This window comes from Kitasatospora sp. NPDC058032, from assembly GCF_042885845.1.
In the GTDB taxonomy this organism is placed as follows: Bacteria; Actinomycetota; Actinomycetes; order Streptomycetales; family Streptomycetaceae; genus Kitasatospora.
Genome location: NZ_JBHVRK010000033.1, coordinates 33,025 through 52,239 on the forward strand (window position 1 = coordinate 33,025; position 19,215 = coordinate 52,239).

General features: G+C 75.5%; 14 protein-coding genes. 11 read left to right on the plus strand and 3 right to left on the minus strand.

The features are described from left to right. The first annotated feature begins 114 nt into the window (after window positions 1–114). From ACFVUH_RS33190 to ACFVUH_RS33225, 8 genes are all read left to right on the plus strand, one after another. Window positions 115–360 (plus strand): YlxR family protein, encoded by a 246-nt coding sequence (locus ACFVUH_RS33190; RefSeq protein ID WP_355372135.1) that lies wholly within the window; start codon window positions 115–117, stop codon window positions 358–360. 211 nt (window positions 361–571) lie between these two features. Next, a complete protein-coding gene (infB, locus tag ACFVUH_RS33195; protein ID WP_387917191.1) occupies window positions 572–3,637 on the plus strand; it encodes a translation initiation factor IF-2 in 3,066 nt (1,021 codons plus the stop codon). A gap of 134 nt (window positions 3,638–3,771) precedes the next feature. Continuing rightward, window positions 3,772–4,068 carry a DUF503 domain-containing protein gene (locus ACFVUH_RS33200; RefSeq protein WP_355372129.1) on the plus strand — a complete coding sequence of 99 codons (297 nt, stop codon included), beginning with the start codon at window positions 3,772–3,774 and terminating at the stop codon, window positions 4,066–4,068. A gap of 153 nt (window positions 4,069–4,221) precedes the next feature. Beyond that, complete coding sequence (gene rbfA, locus ACFVUH_RS33205; protein WP_355372127.1) at window positions 4,222–4,665, plus strand: 30S ribosome-binding factor RbfA; 444 nt, start codon at window positions 4,222–4,224, stop codon at window positions 4,663–4,665. A gap of 2 nt (window positions 4,666–4,667) precedes the next feature. After that, window positions 4,668–5,774, plus strand: coding sequence for a bifunctional oligoribonuclease/PAP phosphatase NrnA (locus ACFVUH_RS33210; RefSeq protein WP_355372125.1), 1,107 nt, complete (start codon window positions 4,668–4,670; stop codon window positions 5,772–5,774). Window positions 5,775–5,841: 67 nt separating this feature from the next. Further along, window positions 5,842–6,771 (plus strand): tRNA pseudouridine(55) synthase TruB, encoded by a 930-nt coding sequence (truB, locus tag ACFVUH_RS33215; RefSeq protein ID WP_355372122.1) that lies wholly within the window; start codon window positions 5,842–5,844, stop codon window positions 6,769–6,771. A gap of 189 nt (window positions 6,772–6,960) precedes the next feature. Further along, window positions 6,961–10,779: a trypsin-like peptidase domain-containing protein gene (locus tag ACFVUH_RS33220; protein ID WP_387917193.1), complete on the plus strand. Its 3,819-nt coding sequence runs from the start codon at window positions 6,961–6,963 to the stop codon at window positions 10,777–10,779. Between the two features lie 65 nt (window positions 10,780–10,844). After that, on the plus strand, window positions 10,845–11,822 hold the full coding sequence (locus tag ACFVUH_RS33225; protein ID WP_355372117.1) for a bifunctional riboflavin kinase/FAD synthetase: 978 nt from the start codon (window positions 10,845–10,847) through the stop codon (window positions 11,820–11,822). An 81-nt stretch (window positions 11,823–11,903) separates the two neighbouring features. Here the strand turns inward: ACFVUH_RS33225 and ACFVUH_RS33230 are convergent, their stop codons facing one another. The 3 genes from ACFVUH_RS33230 to eccE all read right to left on the minus strand — a co-directional run bounded on the left by ACFVUH_RS33230 (window position 11,904) and on the right by eccE (window position 16,502). Further along, window positions 11,904–14,129, minus strand: a complete 2,226-nt coding sequence (locus ACFVUH_RS33230; protein ID WP_387917195.1) for a MinD/ParA family protein — start codon at window positions 14,127–14,129, stop codon at window positions 11,904–11,906. A 184-nt stretch (window positions 14,130–14,313) separates the two neighbouring features. Next, entirely contained in the window at window positions 14,314–15,087 is a 774-nt protein-coding gene (locus ACFVUH_RS33235; protein ID WP_387917197.1) for a hypothetical protein, read from the minus strand. Then, on the minus strand, window positions 15,087–16,502 hold the full coding sequence (gene eccE / locus ACFVUH_RS33240) for a type VII secretion protein EccE (protein ID WP_387917198.1): 1,416 nt from the start codon (window positions 16,500–16,502) through the stop codon (window positions 15,087–15,089). Before eccE ends, ACFVUH_RS33235 begins: the two co-directional genes overlap by 1 nt. A gap of 170 nt (window positions 16,503–16,672) precedes the next feature. On the opposite strand from eccE, the gene ACFVUH_RS33245 reads away from it, so the two are divergent. From ACFVUH_RS33245 to ACFVUH_RS33255, 3 genes are all read left to right on the plus strand, one after another. Further along, on the plus strand, window positions 16,673–18,340 hold the full coding sequence (locus ACFVUH_RS33245) for a type VII secretion protein EccB (RefSeq protein ID WP_387917200.1): 1,668 nt from the start codon (window positions 16,673–16,675) through the stop codon (window positions 18,338–18,340). A gap of 186 nt (window positions 18,341–18,526) precedes the next feature. Beyond that, window positions 18,527–18,832 carry a WXG100 family type VII secretion target gene (locus ACFVUH_RS33250; RefSeq protein ID WP_355372105.1) on the plus strand — a complete coding sequence of 102 codons (306 nt, stop codon included), beginning with the start codon at window positions 18,527–18,529 and terminating at the stop codon, window positions 18,830–18,832. Between the two features lie 77 nt (window positions 18,833–18,909). Next, window positions 18,910–19,203, plus strand: coding sequence for a WXG100 family type VII secretion target (locus ACFVUH_RS33255; protein WP_380683043.1), 294 nt, complete (start codon window positions 18,910–18,912; stop codon window positions 19,201–19,203). The last annotated feature ends 12 nt before the right edge of the window (window positions 19,204–19,215 follow it).

The following is a 19,215-nucleotide window of genomic DNA, read 5'->3' on the forward strand; positions in this document are numbered from 1 at the left end:
AGTGCCCCTGCCGTTCCCTCCGGGATCGGCGGGGCGGCGCCATGTCCCTTCGGAGGGGTAGACTTGCCTTCGTCTGGCCGGACGCACGTCCGAGCACGCCCGGAACGCACCTGCGTGGGCTGCCGCAAGCGAGCGGCCAAGCACCAGCTGTTGCGTGTCACGGCGGTCGAGGGCGTCTGCGTCCCTGATCCCCGTGGCGCACTGCCGGGCCGGGGCGCACACCTGCACCCCGAACCGGCCTGCCTCGACCTCGCGGTCCGCCGACGGGCGTTCCCCCGGGCCTTCCGGATCCAGGGCGCGCTCGACACCGGGCGGCTCCGCGGGTACATCGAGGAGCGGGTGAGCGACAGCTCCCCGTGACGGCCGCCGCTCGCGCGGCGGAGAACCACCGCAACAAGCACGGCACACGGGCAGCCGTACGCCGTGCCACCAGTCAGGTACCTCGCGATGTGGAAGTAGGTCGAGATTGCGATGAGCACTCGATGAGTACGCGATGAGTACGCGATGGGTACGCCCATGAAGTAGCGACAGTCCGGCGGACGAGACCCCCGGACTCATAGACAGGAGTGAAGTGGCTAAGGTCCGGGTTTACGAACTCGCCAAGGAACTCGGTTTGGAGAGCAAGGCCGTCATGGCCAAGCTGACCGAGCTGGGTGAGTTCGTCCGTTCGGCGTCCTCGACGATCGAGGCGCCGGTCGTACGCAAGTTGACTGACGCGCTTGGTGTGGCCCCCACCGGTGGTTCCGCTGCCAAGCCGGGCCCGCGGAAGCCCGCGGCGCCCCAGCCCGCGGCCGGTTCGGCCGCGGGTGCACCCAAGCCGGGTGCTCCGACCCCGGGTCCGCGCCCCGCGGCCCCCGGTCCCCGTCCGACCCCCGCGGCCGCCGCTCCGGCGCCGGCCGCCCCCGCCGCGGCCCGGCCGTCCGGCCCGACGCCGGGCCCGCGCCCGGCTCCGCGCCCCGCGGCGCCGGCCGCCCCCGCGGCCGAGTTCTCCTCGCCGGCCCCCGAGGCCGCCGAGACCCAGGCCCCGCGCCAGGCCCCGCAGGCCCAGCAGGCCTCGCAGGCCTCGCGTCCGGCCGGTCCCGCCGCCGGCGGTGCCCGTCCGGGCCCGCGTCCGGCCGGTCCGCGTCCGGGCAATAACCCGTTCACCTCGGGCAGCGCCACCGGTATGGCCCGCCCCGGCGACCGCCGTCAGGGCGCGCCGGGTGCCCGTCCGGGTGCTCCGGCCGGCCAGGGTGGCGACCGTCCGCGTCCGGGTGGCGACCGTCCCCGTCCGGGTGGCCAGGGTGCCCCCGGCGCCGGTGCCCCCCGTCCGGGTGGCGACCGTCCGCGTCCGGGCGCCCCGGGTGCCCCGGGTGCCGGTGCTCCGCGCCCCGACGGCATGCCGCGTCCGGCCGGCCCGCGTCCGACCCCGTCGGGCATGCCGCGTCCGAACCCGGGCATGATGCCGCAGCGTCCGGCCGGTCCGGGCCCGCGTCCCGGCCCGGGTGGCCGTGGTCCGGGTGGCCCCGGTGGCCGTCCGGGTGGTCCGGGTGCCGGTGGCGCCCGTCCGGGCTTCCAGGGCCGTCCGGCCGGTCCGGGCTCGCGTCCGGCCGGTGGCGGCTTCGGCGGCCCCCGTCCCGGTGGCGGTGCCCCGGGTGGCGGCGGCGGCTTCGGTCCGCGTCCGGGTGGCTTCGGCGGCCGTCCCGGTGGCCCGGGTGCCCGTGGTGGCACGCAGGGTGCCTTCGGCCGTGGCCCCGGTGGCCGTCCGGCCCGTGGTCGCAAGTCGAAGCGGGCGAAGCGCCAGGAGTACGAGGCCATGCAGGCCCCGTCCGTCGGCGGTGTGATGCTGCCTCGCGGCAACGGCCAGACCGTTCGCCTGTCGAGCGGCGCCTCGCTGATGGACTTCGCGGAGAAGATCAACGCCAACCCGGCCGCGCTCGTCTCCGTCATGTTCAACCTCGGTGAGATGGTCACCGCGACGCAGTCGGTCTCCGACGCGACGCTGCAGCTGCTGGCCGACGAGATGGGCTTCCAGCTCGAGATCGTCAGCCGGGACGACGAGGACCGCGAGCTGCTGGAGTCGTTCGACATCGACTTCGGCGCCAACGAGGGCGACGAGGACCAGCTGGCCCCGCGCCCGCCGGTCGTCACCGTCATGGGTCACGTCGACCACGGTAAGACCCGACTGCTGGACGCCATCCGCAAGTCCAACGTGGTGGCCGGCGAGGCCGGTGGCATCACCCAGCACATCGGTGCCTACCAGGTGGTCACCGAGGTGAACGGCGAGCAGCGCCCGATCACCTTCCTCGACACCCCGGGTCACGAGGCGTTCTCCGCCATGCGTGCCCGTGGTGCCAAGTCCACCGACATCGCGATCCTGGTGGTCGCGGCCAACGACGGTGTCATGCCGCAGACGGTCGAGGCGCTGAACCACGCCAAGGCCGCCGGTGTGCCGATCGTGGTCGCCGTCAACAAGATCGACGTCGAGGGCGCCGACCCGACCAAGGTCCGCGGCCAGCTGACCGAGTTCGGCCTGGTGGCGGAGGAGTACGGCGGCGACACCATGTTCGTCGACATCTCCGCGCGCCAGGGCCTCAACATCGAGCAGCTGCTGGAGGCCGTGGTCCTGACCGCGGACGCCTCGCTCGACCTGCGGGCCAACCCCGAGCAGGACGCGCAGGGTATCGCCATCGAGGCCCACCTCGACAAGGGCCGCGGTGCCATGGCGACCGTCCTCGTGCAGCGCGGTACCCTCCGCGTCGGCGACTCGATCGTGGTCGGCGACGCCTACGGCCGCGTCCGCGCGATGCTGGACGAGAACGGCAACAGCCTCGCCGAGGCCGGCCCGTCCCGCCCGGTGCTGCTGCTCGGTCTGACCTCGGTGCCCCGCGCCGGCGACAGCTTCATCGTCGTCGACGAGGACCGCACCGCCCGCCAGATCGCCGAGAAGCGCTCGGCCCGCGACCGCAACGCCGCCTTCGCGCAGCGTCGGGTCCGGGTGTCCCTGGAGGACCTGGACAAGGCCATCGCCGCCGGCTCCATCGAGCAGCTCAACCTCATCATCAAGGGTGACGTCTCCGGTTCGGTGGAAGCCCTCGAGGACGCCCTCGTCAAGCTGGACGTGGGCGAGGAGGTCGAGCTCCGGGTCCTGCACCGCGGTGTGGGTGCCATCACCGAGTCCGACGTGGACCTGGCGATGGGCTCGGACGCCATCATCATCGGCTTCAACGTGCGCGCCGAAGGCCGTGCGCGCGCCGCGGCCGACAAGGAAGGCGTGGACGTCCGGTACTACTCGGTCATCTACCAGGCGATCGAGGAGATCGAGAACGCCCTCAAGGGCAAGCTCAAGCCGGAGTACGAGGAGGTGCGCCTCGGCGCCGCGGAGATCCGCGAGGTCTTCCGCTCCTCCAAGTTCGGCAACATCGCCGGTGTCCTGGTCCGCGACGGAATCATCCGCCGCAACACCAAGGCCCGCCTGCTGCGCGACGGCAAGGTCGTGGCGGAGAGCCTCACCATCGAGGGTCTGCGCCGCTTCAAGGACGACGCGACCGAGGTCCGCGAGGGCTTCGAGGCCGGTGTGACCCTGGGCTCGTTCAACGACATCAAGGTCGAGGACATCATCGAGACCTACGAGATGCGCGAGAAGCCGCGCGCGTAAGCGGGTGGCTGCCGGGGCCGGTCGACGGGTGGAATTCCCGTCGACCGGCCCCGGTCCTGCTGTGTAGGGTCCGGGGAGCGGTCCGGTTCGGGACCGCTCCCCGAGGCCTTCCAGGTCGGCTAGACCTGTCACACATGTTCGTGGGAACACTCACCTTCGACCTGCTGTTGGGCGACGTCCACTCGCTCAAGGAGAAGCGGTCGATCGTGCGGCCCATCGTGGCCGAACTGCAGCGCAAGTACAGCGTGTGCGCTGCCGAGACCGGGAACCAGGACCTGCACCGGCGGGCCGAGATCGGCCTGGCGGTGGTGTCCGGCGAGGCCGGGTACGTCACCGAGGTCCTGGACAGCTGTGAGCGGCTGGTCGCCGGCCGCCCCGAGGTAGAACTGCTCTCCGCCAGGAGGCGCTACCACAACGACGACGACGAATGAGAGCTGTGGAGCCGGGCGGCGTGAGTCGCCGTTCTCACACAGATCAGGACCGAGAGCGCCCACAAGGCTGGGCGCGGGCCGGTACTTTGGGGCAGGGGCCCCGACGGGCGCGCAGCACGCCCGAGTACCCGGCCCACTGCACGAGGAGGCAACGTGACCGACACCGCAAGGGCGCGCAAGCTCGCCGACCGCATCCAGGTGGTCGTCGCCCAGACCCTGGAGCGCCGGATCAAGGACCCGCGACTCGGGTTCGTGACCATCACCGACGCACGGGTGACCGGGGACCTGCGCGAGGCCACCGTCTTCTACACCGTCTTCGGCGACGACACCGAGCGTGAGGCCACGGCCGCCGCGCTGGAGAGCGCCAAGGGCGTGCTCCGCTCCGAGGTCGGCAAGCAGACCGGGGTGCGCTTCACCCCGACGCTGACCTTCGTCGCGGACGCGCTGCCGGAGAACGCCCGGAACATCGACGACCTGCTCGACCGGGCCCGGGCCATCGACGCCGCCGTGCGGACCACCGCCGCGGGCGCGACCTACGCCGGCGACGCGGACCCGTACAAGGTTCCGGCGGCCGAGCGTGACGACGAGGACGAGTAGTCATGGCGGGTGAGCCGGCGGCGGCCGGTTCGGCGGCCGGTACCGGTTCGACCACGGGGGCGTCCTCCACCGACACGGTGGAGGGTGCCCTCGCGGTGCTTCCCGGACCGCGCTCCGAGGAGAGCGGGCGCGAGCTGGTCTGGCAGCAGCTGGTCGCGGAGATCGGGCGGGCCCGCTCGGTCGACCTGATCTGCCACATCTGCCCGGACGGCGACGCGCTCGGCTCCGCACTGGCGGCCGGGCTGGCCCTGCGCGGGCTCGGCAAGGAGGTCCGGGTCTCCTTCGGGGACGATCCGCAGATCGTCCCCGAGTCGCTGGCCTTCCTGCCCGGCCAGGAGCTGATCGTGCCGGTCGCGGCGGTGCCCGACACCCCCGAGCTGGTGCTCTGCTTCGACGTCGCGGCGGAGAGTCGGCTCGGCCTGCTGCACGACAAGGCCTTCGCCGCGCCGGTGCTGGCCGTCCTCGACCACCACGCCTCCAACCCCGGCTTCGGCACCCACCAGCTGATCGACCCGGGCGCCCCGGCCACCGCCGTCCTGGTGGACGAACTGCTGCGCCGGCTCGGCGTCGAGCTGGACCAGGACCTGGCCGCCTGCCTCTACACCGGTGTCGCCACCGACACCGGCTCGTTCAAGTACCGGGCCACCACCCCGGCGACGCACGAGCTCGCCGCGCGGCTGCTGGCCACCGGCATCCGGCACGACCTCATCGCGCGGCAGCTGTGGGACACCTCCTCCTTCGGCTACCTCAAGGTGCTGGCCGGCGCGCTCGACCGGGCCGTCTACGAGCCGCGGGCGGCGGGCGGTCTCGGCCTGGTGTGGACCTGGGTGCCGTACCAGGACCTGGTGCTGTTCAGCGTCACCGTCGAGGAGATCGAGGGCCTGATCGACATCCTGCGCCGTCCGGCCGAGGCCGAGGTGGCGCTGGTGCTCAAGCAGGACCCGGACGGCACGCTGCGCGGTTCCTCGCGCTCCAAGGGCGCGGTGGACGTCGCGGCGGCCTGCGCCGAGCTGGGCGGCGGCGGGCACGTCTTCGCGGCCGGCTTCTCGGCCCGGGAGGACGTCCCCGTGGTGGTGGAGCGCTTCCGGGCCGCGCTGCGGGTTCGGTAGCCGCGCCGCGCTTTCGGTAGCTTTGCGGTGCGGTTGATGTGTGTAGGGCTTTGACAGAGAGAACTTGATGAAGCGCAAAGGCACCGGCCCGGACGGCCTGGTCATCGTCGACAAGCCGGAGGGCATCACCTCGCACGGGGTGGTCGCCAAGCTGCGGTGGCTGGCCGGGACACGGAAGGTCGGTCATGCCGGCACCCTCGACCCGATGGCCACCGGCGTGCTGGTGATCGGCGTCGAGCGGGCCACCCGGCTGCTCGGCCACCTGATGCTCACCGCCAAGACCTACGAGGCGACCGTCCGGCTCGGCCAGACCACCGTCACCGACGACCGGGAGGGGGAGGTCACCTCCTCGACCCCGGCCGACGCGGTGACCCGCGAGGCGATCGACGCCGGGATCGCGGCGCTCACCGGCGCGATCATGCAGGTGCCGTCCAAGGTCAGCGCGATCAAGATCGACGGCAAGCGGTCGTACGCGCGGGTGCGCGAGGGCGAGGACTTCGAGCTGGCCGCCCGGCCGACCACCATCCACGCGTTCACCGTGCACGAGCAGCGCGCGGCGGTGGCGGAGGACGGCACGCCGGTGATCGACCTCGACGTCACCGTGGAGTGCTCCTCCGGGACCTACATCCGGGCGCTCGCCCGGGACCTCGGCGCCGGGCTCGGCGTCGGCGGCCACCTCACGGCGCTGCGGCGCACCAAGGTCGGCCCGTACGGGGTGGAGTCGGCGCGCACCCTGGAGCAGCTGGAGGCGGCGGTCACCGGCGGCTCCGGCGCGGGGCTGGAGGTGCTGCCGATCGGCGAGGCCGCGGCGGCCGCCTTCCCGCGCTGGGACCTCGACGCCGACCAGGCGAAGCAGCTCTCGCACGGCGCCCGGCTGAAGGCGCCCGGGCTGGGCGTGGAGGGGCCGATCGCGGTGTTCGGGCCGGACGGCACCTTCCTGGCCCTGGTGGAGGAGAAGGGCGGCCAGGCCCGGCCGGTCGCCGTCTTCGTCGGCTGACCGCTCCGCGCGGGGGCCGGTACCGGGGAAAGTTCACCCGCACGGGGGAGCGCGCGAGGTGAACGGCGGTGGTGATCGGCGCGGGCGCGGTCCGTCCGCGTGCGCGCCGGGCAGGCTCCCCGGCGGCGAGCAGGTCGCCGCGACGCGTCCACTCCAGGGCCGGCCGGCCCTGCGGGGAGGGCTGCGGGCATGCCGGGACTGCGGGGCTTCAGGGGCTTTCCGGGGGAGGACGACACCGCCGCGGCGGGCGACGCGGGCCGGTCGCTGCTGCGGATCCGCGACCGGGACGGACGGTTGCGCGGGCTCGGCTTCGTCGTCGACCGGCAGGGCACCGTCCTCACCGCCCACGAGGTCGTCGCGGGCCTCGACGGGATCGTCCTGCACCTGCCCGGCGGGCGGACCCGGGCGGTGGACCCGGCCGGTGTCCGGCCGCTGCCCGGGCACGGGCTCGCCCTGCTGCGCACCGACCCGGCCGACGGTCCGCCGGTGGCGCCGCTGCCCCTCGCGGGACCGCCGCCGGCCGGGGGCGGCGAAGTGCTGCTGGTGCCCGTCCCGGTGCGGGGCGAGGGACGCGCGGACGGGCGGACCGTGCTGCTGCGCTGCGCCGTCGCCGCGACCACCGGGGCGGTGTACCCGCAGGCGGACCACTTCCATCCGATCGGCGGCGTGCTGCTGCTCGACGTGCCCTCGGCGGCGGACGCGGCCGCCGTCCCGGCCGGGGCGCCGGTGCTGGACGCGGGCAGCGGCGCCGTGGTCGCCGTGGTCGCGCCCGGCCTGCGGGCCCCGGGGCGGCCGGGGCCGCCGACCGCCGTCCCGGTGCTCGGCGCCGGGGCGGTCGGGCCGGCGCTCGCCGAGGTGCTGGCGCGCAACGCGGCCGACGTGCCCGCCTACGGGCGGGCGCTCAACCTGGCCGGGGTGCTGCGGCTGACCGCCGCCCAGGTCGCGGCGGCGGGCGCGGGTCCGGGCCGGGTGGCCGCCCTGGCGGCCGACCGGGTGGAGCGCTCCGACGGTCCGGCGTGGTGGGCCGACCTCCTGGTGACGGGGGAGGGCGGCGGCCCGGTGGGGGCCTGCGGGGGGTTGTGCGGGGCCGAGGAGGGGGGCGCTTCGCCGCAGCCGGGCGCCGGGTCGTGGGGGGCTTTCGGGGGCGCGGCGGCCGGAGCGTCCGCCGCGGGCGCCGAGCCGGGATGCCGGGACCGCTGCGGGGCGGGGGCCAGGGTGGTGGCGCTGGTGGGGGCGCCCGGATCGGGACGGAGCACCGAAGCGGCGGCCGTGGCCGCGCGGCGCGGGGGCGGGGAGCGCCCGCAGCCCACGGTGTGGCTGCGCGGGGCCGATCTGGCGGCCGGTGACCTCTCGCTCGCCGGGGCGGTGGAGCGCGCGCTCGCGTCCGCGGCGGCCAGGCTGGAGGTGCCGCCGCCCGGTGCGACGGCGGTGGCGGCCCTGTGTGCGGCGGCCGGACGGCCGCTGCTGGTGGTGCTGGACGGGCCGGAGGAGGCGCCGGTGCCGCTCGGCGCGGACTGGCTGCGGGCGTCGGCGGGGTGGCTGGCGGCGGGCGGCGCGCGATTGCTGACCGCCTGCGGGGAGGAGGGCCGGCAGGCCCTGGCGCCGGCCGGTGGTGCGGTGCGGGTGGTGGCCCGGCGGCTCGGACCGCTGCCCGTCGAGACGGCCGAGCGGGTGCGGGGACGGTACGGACTGCCGCCGGGGTGGCCGGCGGAGCCGGACGCCCGGCACCCGCTGGCGGTCCGGCTGGCGGGGGAGCTGTGGGCGCAGGGACTGCGCGGGGAGCCGGCGCTGCGCAGCGAACTGTTCGCGGCCCACCTCGACCTGTGCTGCCTGCGGGTGGCCCGGCGACTCACCGAGGACGGCCGCGTCCGGCGGCCCGGGGCCCACCGCCGGGGCGCCGTCCGGTCGGCGGCGCAGGACGCCGGGCGGGTGCGGCGTACGGCGGCGGCGGTGGCCGGGCGGGTGCACGAGGCGGCGCGGCGGATGCTCGGCGCCGGGGAGGGCGGCCTGGACCGGGCCGCGTTCGAGGAACTGTTCCCGGCGGCCGGCGGGTGGGCGACGGCCGTGCTGGCGGAGGGCCTGTTCGTACCGGCCGGGCCCGGCCACCGGTTCGCGCACGGGGAGTTCGCCGACTGGCTGCAGGGCCAGCACCTGGACCTGGACGGGGCGCTGCGGCTGCTGCTCGGGGAGGCGCAGGACGCACTCGCCCCGCCCGCCGACCCCGGCCGCCCGGCCGGGGGAGAGCGGCCCGCGCCGCCGGGCGCGGGCGCCACCGTGCCGCGGCACCGGATCGGCCCGGTGGCCGCCGCGCTCCGGCGGATCGGCGAGACCTGGGGCGCGCCGGCGCTGGACCCGTGGCTGCACCGGCTCTGGCGGGCGCTGGACCTGAACCCGCCGGGCGGCGAAGCCTGCTGGTGGGCCGGCGCCCTGCTCACCGCGGGTCTGGAGGCCAGTCCCGACCTCGGCGAACACCGGGCGCTGCTGGAGCAGTTGGCCGATCGGATCGTCGAGCGGGCCGCCGTCGCGGGCGGGTTCGAGCGGCTGCCGGTGCCGGGGCTGGGCGGGTACGGCCCGGCGTTCTGGGCCGCGCTGGGCCTGCCGGTGGAGCGCGAACTGGACCTGTACCGGCGCCTGGTGGCCGCCGACGGCCCGGACCGGCCGTTCCTCGCCGCGGTGGCCGCCCGGCTGCGGGCCGAACCGGCGGGCCTGCTGCCGCTGCTGTGCGCGTGGTTCGACGATCCGCGCGGCCTGCCCGGCCGCCCCGGGGTCACCGTCGCCGACCTCGCGCACGACCTGCTGTTCGCGCACCGGGCGCTGGCGCTGGACGAGTTGACCGAGGCGCTGGCCGTGGCCGCGCACCCGCGGGCGGACGCGCTGCTGGCCGTGCTGGCCGTCGAGGAGCCCTCGGCGCTCTGCCGGGCGGTGGACCGCTGGAGCCACGACCCCCGCCCCGAGCGGCACGTCGCCGCCGCGGTGCACGCGCTGCGCACGGCCCCGTACGCGCGCGGTGCCGGGCCCGAACTGCTGCGCTTCACCGCGCTGGCCCTGCTGGCCAGGGAGGACGAGCCGGCCCTGCACGGTGCCGCGCTGGCCCTGCTGCTGCGGGACGGGCGGAGCCGGGCCGGGCACCTTCCGGCGGCGCTGGCCGCGTACCGGCGCGGTGAGGACCGGTTCCTGACCGCGCGCTCGCTGGCCCCGGCGCTGGAGAGCGACCCGGAGCCGGTGCTCGCGGCGCTGGCGGACCGGCTGGGCGGGCCGGGCGGCGCGGACCCGGCCGGTGCGCCGGTGGCCGCCACGCTGCGGGTGCTGGCCGACGCCCGGGCGCCGTCGGCCGCCCGGCGCGGCGCCGAACTGGCGGCCCGGTTGCTGCGCGAGCGGCCGGCCCTGGCCGGGCCGGTCGCCGTCGACTACCTGGGCCGCCGGCTGGCGCACGGGGCGGTGGAGGGGGCGGTGGCGCGGCTGGAGCTGCGGATGCTGCTGAGCAGCGCCCTGGCGGCCCGCGCGGCGGCCGTGCGCCGGCCGTTCGCCGAGGTGCTGTCCCGTCCGGTGCCCGACCCGGTGGCGGACGCCCTGCGCTGCGAGCTGCTGGACACCCTGCTGGCCACCGAGGCGGATCCGGAGGTGCTGGCCGCCGCCGTCGCCGGGCTGGCCGAGCACTGCGCGGCGGAGCGGCCGGCCCGGGCCCGCGCGGTGCTGGTGCGGGCGGCGGCCGGGCTGCCGGACGCGGACGGGCTGCTGGTGCGCTGCGCCGGCCGGTCGGCGGCGTTCGCCGCGCTGCTGGCGCGCTGGCCGTCGGACGAGCGCCCGGCCCGCCCGGTGGGGCCCGGTCTCGACCGGCTGCGGGCCCTGGTGGCGGCCGGACGGGACCCGCAGTACGCGGCGGCGGAGGCCGAGCGCACGGGCGGCTCCGGGGTGTCCTGGACGCCCGCCGCCGGGCCCCGCCACCCGGCGGTGCGCCCAACCTGCCTTCCGGTGCCGAACTCGGGACAGGCGCATGGCACGCTATAGGGGTTCGGGTTTTGAGCGTTTGAGCGTACGGACGGTACGCGCCGTAGGGAACAAGGAGCGGTCAGGTGCAGCGCTGGCGTGGCCTGGAGGAGATCCCCGATGACTGGGGACGCAGCGTCGTCACCATCGGCTCGTTCGACGGAGTGCACCGCGGACACCAGCTGATCATCAACCGGGTGGTCGAGCGCGCCCGCGAGCGGGGCGTCCGCTCGGTCGTGGTCACCTTCGACCCGCACCCGAGCGAGGTGGTCCGCCCCGGCAGCCACCCGCCGCTGCTCGCCCCGCAGCCGCGCCGGGCGGAGCTGATCGAGGAACTGGGGGTGGACGCGGTGCTGGTGCTGCCGTTCACCACCGAGTTCTCCAAGGAGTCGCCGGAGGAGTTCTTCCGGCAGGTGCTGGTGGACGCGCTGCACGCCTGCCTGGTCGTCGAGGGGCCGAACTTCCGCTTCGGCCACCGGGCGGCGGGCGATGTCGCGCTGCTGGCCGAGCTGGGCCGGGCCGCGGACTGCGGCGTCGAGGTGGTCGACCTCCAGGTGCGCGGCGCGGTGGGGGACGGCGAGCCGTTCTCCTCGACGCTGACCCGCCGGCTGGTCGGGTCCGGTGACGTGGCCGGGGCGGCCGAGGTGCTGGGCCGCCCGCACCGGGTCGAGGGCGTGGTGGTGCGCGGCGCGCAGCGCGGCCGTGAGCTGGGCTACCCGACCGCCAACGTGGAGACCGTGCCGCACAGCGCGATCCCGGCCGACGGCGTGTACGCGGGCTGGCTGATCGCCGGACGGGACGGGACCCTCCTGCCCGAGGGCGGGCAAGGCGGGAGGATGCCGGCCGCGATCTCGGTGGGCACCAACCCGACCTTCGACGGCACCACCCGCACCGTCGAGGCGTACGCCATCGACCGGGTCGGCCTGGACCTCTACGGGATGCACGTGGCGGTGGAGTTCCTGGTCTACCTGCGCGGGATGGAGAAGTTCGACTCCATCGAGGCGCTGCTGGAGCGGATGGCCGACGACGTGAAGCGTGCCCGCGAACTGACGGACGCAGGCTGACCGGCGCCCGCCGCGCATGACGGCACGAGGGCCCGCCGACCGGGAGGTCGGCGGGCCCTCGGCGTTCGCTCCCGCGGGCCGCTACTGCTGCGGCGGGGCGGGCGACGGGTACCCGTAGCCGGGCGGCGGCTGCTGGTTGTCCTCGGGCTGGGCGTAGCCGTAGCCGGGGGCCGGCGGGGCCGGCGGCTGCTGCCACTCCGGGACGGGGGCGGGGCCCGGCGCCTGGGCCGCGGCGCCGGGCGGGGCGGGCTGCGGCGGGTAGCCGTACCCGGCCTGGGGCGGCGGGATCTGCCCGGGCTGCTGCGCCCAGGGCGCGCCCGGCGCGGGCTGGACGCCCGGCCGGCCGGGCTGGTGCGGGTAGCCGTACGGGTACGGCTGGCCGTACGGCGGCTGGGCCTGCGGGCCGGGCTGGGGCTGCGGGTAGCCGGGCGCCGGGGGCTGCTGCTGGGCCGGCGGCTGTTGCTGGGGCTGCTGCCAGCTCGCCTGCTGGGCGGCTGCCTGCTGGGCCCGGACGATGTCCTCGCCGACCAGGGTGGCCAGGTCGAAGTACGCCTCGCGGACCTTGGGCCGCATCATGTCGAGGTTGACCTCGGCGCCGGCCGCCAGGCTCTCGTCGAAGGGCACCACGACCACGCCCCGGCAACGGGTCCGGAAGTGCGCGACGATGTCCTCGACCTTGATCATCTTGGCCGTCTCGCGGACCCCGGAGACCACCGTGATGGAGCGCTGCACCAGGTCGGCGTAGCCGTGCGCGGAGAGCCAGTCCAGCGTGGTGGAGGCGGACGAGGCGCCGTCCACACTGGGCGTGGAGACGATGATCAGCTGGTCGGCGAGGTCCAGCACCCCGCGCATCGCGCTGTACAGCAGACCGGTGCCGGAGTCGGTCAGGATGATCGGGTACTGGCGGCCCAGCACGTCGATGACCTGGCGGTAGTCCGAGTCGTTGAAGGTGGTCGACACGGCCGGGTCGACGTCGTTCGCCAGGATCTCCAGGCCCGAGTGCAGGTCCTGCGAGGTGAACTGACGGATGTCCATGTAGCTGCGCAGGTGCGGGATGGCCGTCACCAGGTCGCGGATGGTGGCGCCGGTCTGCCGCTTGACCCGGCGGCCGAGGGTGCCGGCGTCCGGGTTGGCGTCGATCGCGATCACCTTGTCCTGGCGCTCGCTGGCCAGCGTCGCGCCGAGGGCGGTGGTGGTCGTGGTCTTGCCGACGCCGCCCTTGAGGCTGATCACCGCGATCCGGTAGCAGCTGAGCACCGGGGTGCGGATGATCTCCAGCTTGCGGGCCTTCTCCGCGGCGGCCGCCTTGCCGCCGAACTGGAAGCGCGGCTGCTGGCGCTGCTGCTTCGGCTGGCTGCGCAGCAGCCGGTCCGAGGACAGCTCGACGGCGGCGGTGTAGCCGAGCGGCGCGCCGTGCGCGGTCTGCTGCGGGGCACCGGCCTGCTGGAACGCGGCGGGAGCGGCCGGCGGCCGGTCCCACTGCGGGGCGCCGGGCTGCGGCTGCGCGGGCTGCTGGTAGGCATTGGGCTGCGGCCAGCCGCCCGCGCGCGGGTCGGCGGGGGCGGGCGGCGCGGCCTGGTCCGGCTGCGGCTGGCCGGGGAACGGTTGTCCGGGCAACGGCTGGGGCTGGGCCTGCTGGGCTTGCTGTGCCGCGGCCCAGGCGGTCGGGTCCTGCGGGTAGGGCTGCGGGTAGGGCTGCGGGTAGGGCTGCGGTTGGCCGGGCACCGCCGGGTAGGGCTGGGGCTGCACGGGGGCCGGGTACGGCTGGGCGGGGCCGGGCTGCACGGGCGCCGCCGGGTCGGCGGGCGGCCAGCCGTAACCCGCCGCCGGTGCGGGTGCGGGTGCCGGAGCCGGAGTGGGCACGGGGGCGGGGACCGGCGCGGGCGGCGCCGCGACCGGCTCCGGTGCCGGGGCGGCGTGCGCGACCGGGGCGGCCGGCGGTACGGCGGACACCTCGACCGGCGCGGGAACGGGAACGGGCGGCGCGGGTACGGCGGCCTCGACCGGCTGCGGCTGGACCTGCGGCTGGACCTGCGGCTGAGGCTGAGGCTGCGGCTGGGCCGGAACCACCGGCGGCGCAGCGGCCTGCACGGGTACCGGCGAGGGCGCGGGCGCCGGAGCGGGGGCCCCGCCCGGAGGCGGCGTCACCTGGCCACTCGGCGCGGCCGTTCCCGCCGCCGGAGCCGGGGCGCCCGCGTCCGTCTGCACGTACCAGGACGGGGGAGTGTAGTCGGGCGCGTCGGACCAGTCGTCGTCGTCCTCCGCCGCGTTGTCGCCGACGTAGACGCCGTCCCGATCGCTGCTCACCTAGGCTCCCTCGTGTTCGCCGCCGCACGTTCGCGGTGCCGTTGCCGTCTCACAGCCTAGGCCGTGAGCCACCCCCGGCTGAAGGCGGTGCCGCATCTCCGGACGGCTCCCGGACGGCGCGCGCACGGGCTGCGGACGGGCTGCGCACGGCTCGCGCACAGCCCGCCAAAGCGCCCCCCGCGCGTCAGTCGAGGCGGCGCGGACCGCCCAGGATCTGGTGTTCCGCCTGGCCGGCCACGATCCGTACGTACTGACGGTTCATCCGGGTCGTCCACAGCGTCAGGTCGTCCGGCAGGGACGGCAGTGCGGCCACCTCGCCCGCGCCGAGCGAGAGCACCCGGCCGATCAGCTCGGCCTCCTCCGGCATCACCCGCTGCACCCCGACCAGGTCGGCCGAGTTGAGCACCCGGGCGGCGTTCGGTCCCAGGTGCGGCACCAGCGTCAGCACCGTCTGCCAGGGAGCGGCGGAGAGCCGGCTGCGCGGCGGACGGGCGCCGAGGTCGCGCACCACGAGCACCGGCGAGGTGACCGAGGCGCCCTGCGGGCCGAGCCGGCCGGGCTGGTGGACCGTCACGCACGGCTGTCCGCCGCCCGCGGCCTGCGCCATCGGCCCCCACAGGTGGGCACGGGCGGTCTCGACGGCGATCCGCGCGCCGGTGGCCGCCGCCCGCAGAGCGATCACCTGCGCCGTCCACAGGCCGCCGACCAGCACCAGCTCATGGGCGCTCGGCCGGAACAGGCCGAGCACGGCGGGGCGCGACTGGTGCACGTCCTCGCCGATCAGCACACCGTCGTCGCCGACCGGGAAGGAGAGCGCCGCCAGCTCCGCGACCGTCAGCACGTGCTTCTCCCGGCGCGGTCCGCGCAGCCCGAAGCCGGGCAGCAGCCGGGGCCGGACCCGCGGCTGCGGCTCGGTGCCGCTCTGCGCGCCGGCGGTGGAGTGGGTCTGGTACGCCATCAGGAAGCACCTCCCAGCGGCAGTGTGGCGAGCACGCCCGGGGCCTGCTCCAGGTCGAGCCGGGTCAGGCCGAGCCCGGTGCTCTGGGCCCGCGCCTCCACCTGCCGGCCGAGGTCGACGGCCTCGCTCTCGCTGCGCCCGGTCACCCGGACGTGGCCGCTGAGGGCCACCGAGCCGCCGGTGCCGTGACCGGCCGTCAGGCTGAAGGTGCTGGCCAGCGCGGGCGCGCCGGTGACCAGGTTGACCAGGTCCGGGACGGCGATCCGGCCGGGGGCGCCGCCGGGGCGGCCGAGCTGCGGCCAGCGGGAGATCCAGTAGGTGCTGTGCCAGCGGTCGTCGACCCGCCAGAACCGGTTGGTCTCCTGGGTGCGCCGCCCGCTGCCGCCGCCGCTGCCGGTGCCCTGGCGGCCGGCCGTGGCCAGCGGGTTGACGCAGCTGGAGATGGCGAGGGCGGCGATCAGCTCGCGCTCGTCGAGCACGGTGACGTTGAAACCGGCGCTGTTCAGCCGCCCGGCGAGCTGGTCGGTGACCCGCTGGAGCGCCTTGCGGGCGCCCTGCTCGCCGCCGCCGCGGGCGCGCACCGCGGTGGCCGCCCGTTCCGGGTCGAGCTTGAGCGCCACCCAGGTGAGCCGCAGCGCGGGGGTGGCGGTGCCGTCCGCGAGCTCCCGGTAGGCGCGGGCGGCCAGCGACTGCTCGGGCAGGTGCGGCGCGGGCGCCGGCTGGGTGTGCTGGACGAGCTGGACCGACTCCAGGGTGATGTCGTCGACCCGCAGCGCCGAGCAGAGCACGTCCAGCGGCAGCGGCCGGGCGGTGCGCGCCGGACGCAGCGGCAGGTCCTTGGCCTGGACGAGCAGGACGGCGCTGAGGAAGGTGCCGTCGCCGACCATGCCGGTCTCCCGGCGCACCGGTCGGCCGCCGAAGTCGGCCTCGGTGGCGTGGGTGCAGGTGCGCAGGGCCGGTTCGAGTTCCAGGGCGGGGGCGAGCGCCGGGTCGGTGCCGGGCGGCGGGACGTGCGCCCGGGCGCGCTTGCGGCGGGCCCGGAGCGCGGTGCGCACCCGTAGCGCCTCGGGGATGGTGCGTCCGCGCAGCGGCACCAGCGCGAGCACGACCAGCACCAGGCCGACGGCGCCGAAGCCCGCGGCGACCGGCCGGCTGATCGTCCAGCCGACGGCGACCAGCGCCACCGCGACCTCGACCAGGACGAGCTGTTGGAGCCTCAGCCGTCCGCCGAGCAGCCCGGGCCGGGGGTGGACGCGGACCGCGACGGGGCCGTCGGCGCCGCCGGAACGGGCCGGGCGCGGCGCGTGCTCCGGGGCGGGGGAGCCGCCGTTGTCGGCCCGGCCGCGTCGTTCGGAGCGGCGTGAACCGCTGCCCCGTGCCGTGCTCCGGCGCCCTGGAGCGGTCTGGCTTGGCATCCCCCGAGTGCCCCTCTCTGGTTCGGTTGTCGCGGCCCGGCTGGCCGGTGCGTGAACCGTACCCGTACCGTACTCACCGTCTGCTGCCGCATCGTAGAGGGTTCGAGCGCGTTCTCGCCCGGGGGGTGCGGGACACGGGGCAGGACGGTCCGACAGGGGAGACGACGAGGATGGCATCGCGCCGGGACGAGCTGAACGCCTACACCTTCGCCCGCAAGCGCACGGTCGCGGCCTTTCTGCTGCCCGGCGGCGGAGGCGGTGACGAGGACGCCCCGCGGCCGGTCAAGGCGGTGCTGCCGAGCGTGATAGCCGGCGCGCTGGTGGTCGGCGGCTTCGGTCTCTGGGGGGTGTTCAAGCCGAGCGCGCCGGTGGGCTGGGACGAGGGCAGGTTCATCGTCCAGGGCAAGCAGAGCACCACCCGGTACGTGGTGCTGACCGACCCGGACGGGAGGACCAAGCGGCTGCACCAGGTGCTGAACATGGCCTCGGCGCGGCTCGTGCTGCCGGTGGACTCCAAGGTCGTGGTGGTCGACGACGGCGTGCTGGACCGCTATCCCAACCACGGCCCGACGATCGGCATCCCGTACGCGCCGGACAAGCTGCCGAGCAAGGAGAACGCGAGCCGCCCGATGAAGTGGTCGGTCTGCGACCGCCCGGGCGACGAGCAGGGGAGCACCGTCGACCAGGCGGTGTTCGTGGCGGGCGGCGCGGACGCGGAGGTGTTGGGCGCCAAGGACCGGCAGCTGGACGTCGGACAGGCGCTGCTGGTGCAGCTGGCGGACGACCCCCAGGTCACCGCCGCCGGCCAGACGGCGGGCCAGGGCAAGTTGAAGGTGTACCTGGTGGACGACAAGGGCCGCCGGCACGCGATCGGCGGCCCGGAGGACTCGGACGCCACCCGCACCCAGCTGATGGGCGCGGTCTTCGGGCCGACCGCCGTCCCGCAGAAGGTGAAGAAGGACTGGCTGGAGACCCTGGCGCCGGGCAGCGACATCGTCTTCCCGAAGATCGACGGGCTGGTCCCGGACACCAGGACCGCCAACTCCTCGGTGCAGTTGCAGAACCCGGAGGACCGCAAGGTCGGCCGGCTGGTCCGGTTCGGCGACAAGCACTACGTGGTGGGCAAGACCCAGCTGCTGCTGATCAGTCAGTTCCAGGCGGAACTCATCCGGCAGAACCCGCAGTTGCAGCCGCTGTACAACCAGGACGCCAACAAGAGCCCGCGGGTCGACGACCTGACCCCGGCCGAGCACGCCGTCGTCAACAGCAATGTGCCACTGATGGCGGAGGGCGCCGCCGACTGGCCCGTCAGGACGGGCGCACCGGCCAACAACTGGCAGGCGCCGAAGGACGCGCGCCGGGTGGTCTGCAGCACTTTCGAGGGAGTGGCGGAGGACGGCCGGACCCCGCGGCGCAGCGTCTGGGCCGGCCCCGACTACCCGGTGCGCTACAGCAACGGCGCGGCCACCGCGCACGTGACGCCGGGTCACGGCCTGTTCTACCGTGCGCTGGACAACTCCGCCGAGGGCTCCGGCACCGACTTCCTCATCACCGAGACCGGGCTGCGCTACGCGGTGCCGGCCAGCAGCGAGGGCGGCAAGGGCGGCCAGACCACCGCGCCGGCCCAGCCGGCCGGCCAGGGCGCCGCGCCCAAGACCCCCTCCGCGCAGCCCGCGACGCCGTCCGGCCCGCCGCAGCCCGAGGAGGCGGGCGGCAACCAGGCCCGGCTCGGCTACCAGGGCCTGCAGCCCGCGCTGGTGCCCCAGCAGTGGTCGAACCTGGTGCCGGCCGGTCCGGCGCTCAACGCGAAGACCGCGGCGCAGCAGCAGAACACCTGAGGGGCCTCGGTCCGCGCGGCGCACAGGAATTGGCCACGATGTCATGGCTTGGTAACTGGCCGTCGCCCGGTGTTGGGTGAGCTGCGTGTGCCGACTACAGTGCTGCAGGACATCACACCGGTGATGCCCGGGGGCTCGGAGAACGTCCCCCGGCCACGAGGTCTGTCTCATGGGGGACGGTAGAGCATGGGTCAGTTCAAGACGACCGCTCAGGAGATGCTGGCGTTCGCCAAGCACATGGACGAGGTCATCGGCAAGATCAACACCGAGATCAACGGCCTCAACAACCTGGTGGGTTCCATCACCAGTGGCTGGCAGGGCCAGGCCGCGACGGCTTACACCAACCTCCAGGGCCAGTTCAACACGGACGCCCAGGAGCTCAACAAGTCGCTGCGCGCCATCAAGGACGCGATCGAGATCACGACCCAGAAGTACTCGCAGGCCGACGCCGACCAGCAGGCGATCTTCGGATCCGCCGCCGCCGGCGCCTGATCCGCGGCTCCGTCCGTTCACCCCGCGACGCGCACCCCGGGTGACGGGGTGCCTCGCAGCCTCGACTAGGAGACATCGTGGCCGACCACATTCTCGTCAACTTCGAGACCATCAAGAGCGCCAGCGCCGAGGTCCGTCGGACCGCGCAGACCATCCAGCACCAGCTGGAGGAGCTGAAGGGCGGCGTCACCAAGATCGCCGCGAGCTGGGAGGGCGCCGCCCAGCAGGGCTACCAGGCCCACCAGGCCAAGTGGGACCAGCGCGCCGCGCACCTGCAGCAGGTGCTGGAGCAGATCGCCAAGTCGCTGGACAGCGCGGCCACCAGCTACCACAACACCGAGAACCGCAACGCCACCCTCTGGACCGGCTGACGGCCCACCACG

What these genes read in the sequence shown, in the direction of transcription:
- ACFVUH_RS33250 (WP_355372105.1), top strand. Translation starts at nt 18,527, where the DNA reads ATGGGTCAGTTCAAGACGACCGCTCAGGAGATGCTGGCGTTCGCCAAG.
- eccE (WP_387917198.1), bottom strand. Translation starts at nt 16,502, where the DNA reads ATGCCAAGCCAGACCGCTCCAGGGCGCCGGAGCACGGCACGGGGCAGC.
- ACFVUH_RS33235 (WP_387917197.1), bottom strand. Translation starts at nt 15,087, where the DNA reads ATGGCGTACCAGACCCACTCCACCGCCGGCGCGCAGAGCGGCACCGAG.
- ACFVUH_RS33210 (WP_355372125.1), top strand. Translation starts at nt 4,668, where the DNA reads ATGGCGGGTGAGCCGGCGGCGGCCGGTTCGGCGGCCGGTACCGGTTCG.
- ACFVUH_RS33245 (WP_387917200.1), top strand. Translation starts at nt 16,673, where the DNA reads ATGGCATCGCGCCGGGACGAGCTGAACGCCTACACCTTCGCCCGCAAG.
- ACFVUH_RS33200 (WP_355372129.1), top strand. Translation starts at nt 3,772, where the DNA reads ATGTTCGTGGGAACACTCACCTTCGACCTGCTGTTGGGCGACGTCCAC.
- truB (WP_355372122.1), top strand. Translation starts at nt 5,842, where the DNA reads ATGAAGCGCAAAGGCACCGGCCCGGACGGCCTGGTCATCGTCGACAAG.
- ACFVUH_RS33220 (WP_387917193.1), top strand. Translation starts at nt 6,961, where the DNA reads ATGCCGGGACTGCGGGGCTTCAGGGGCTTTCCGGGGGAGGACGACACC.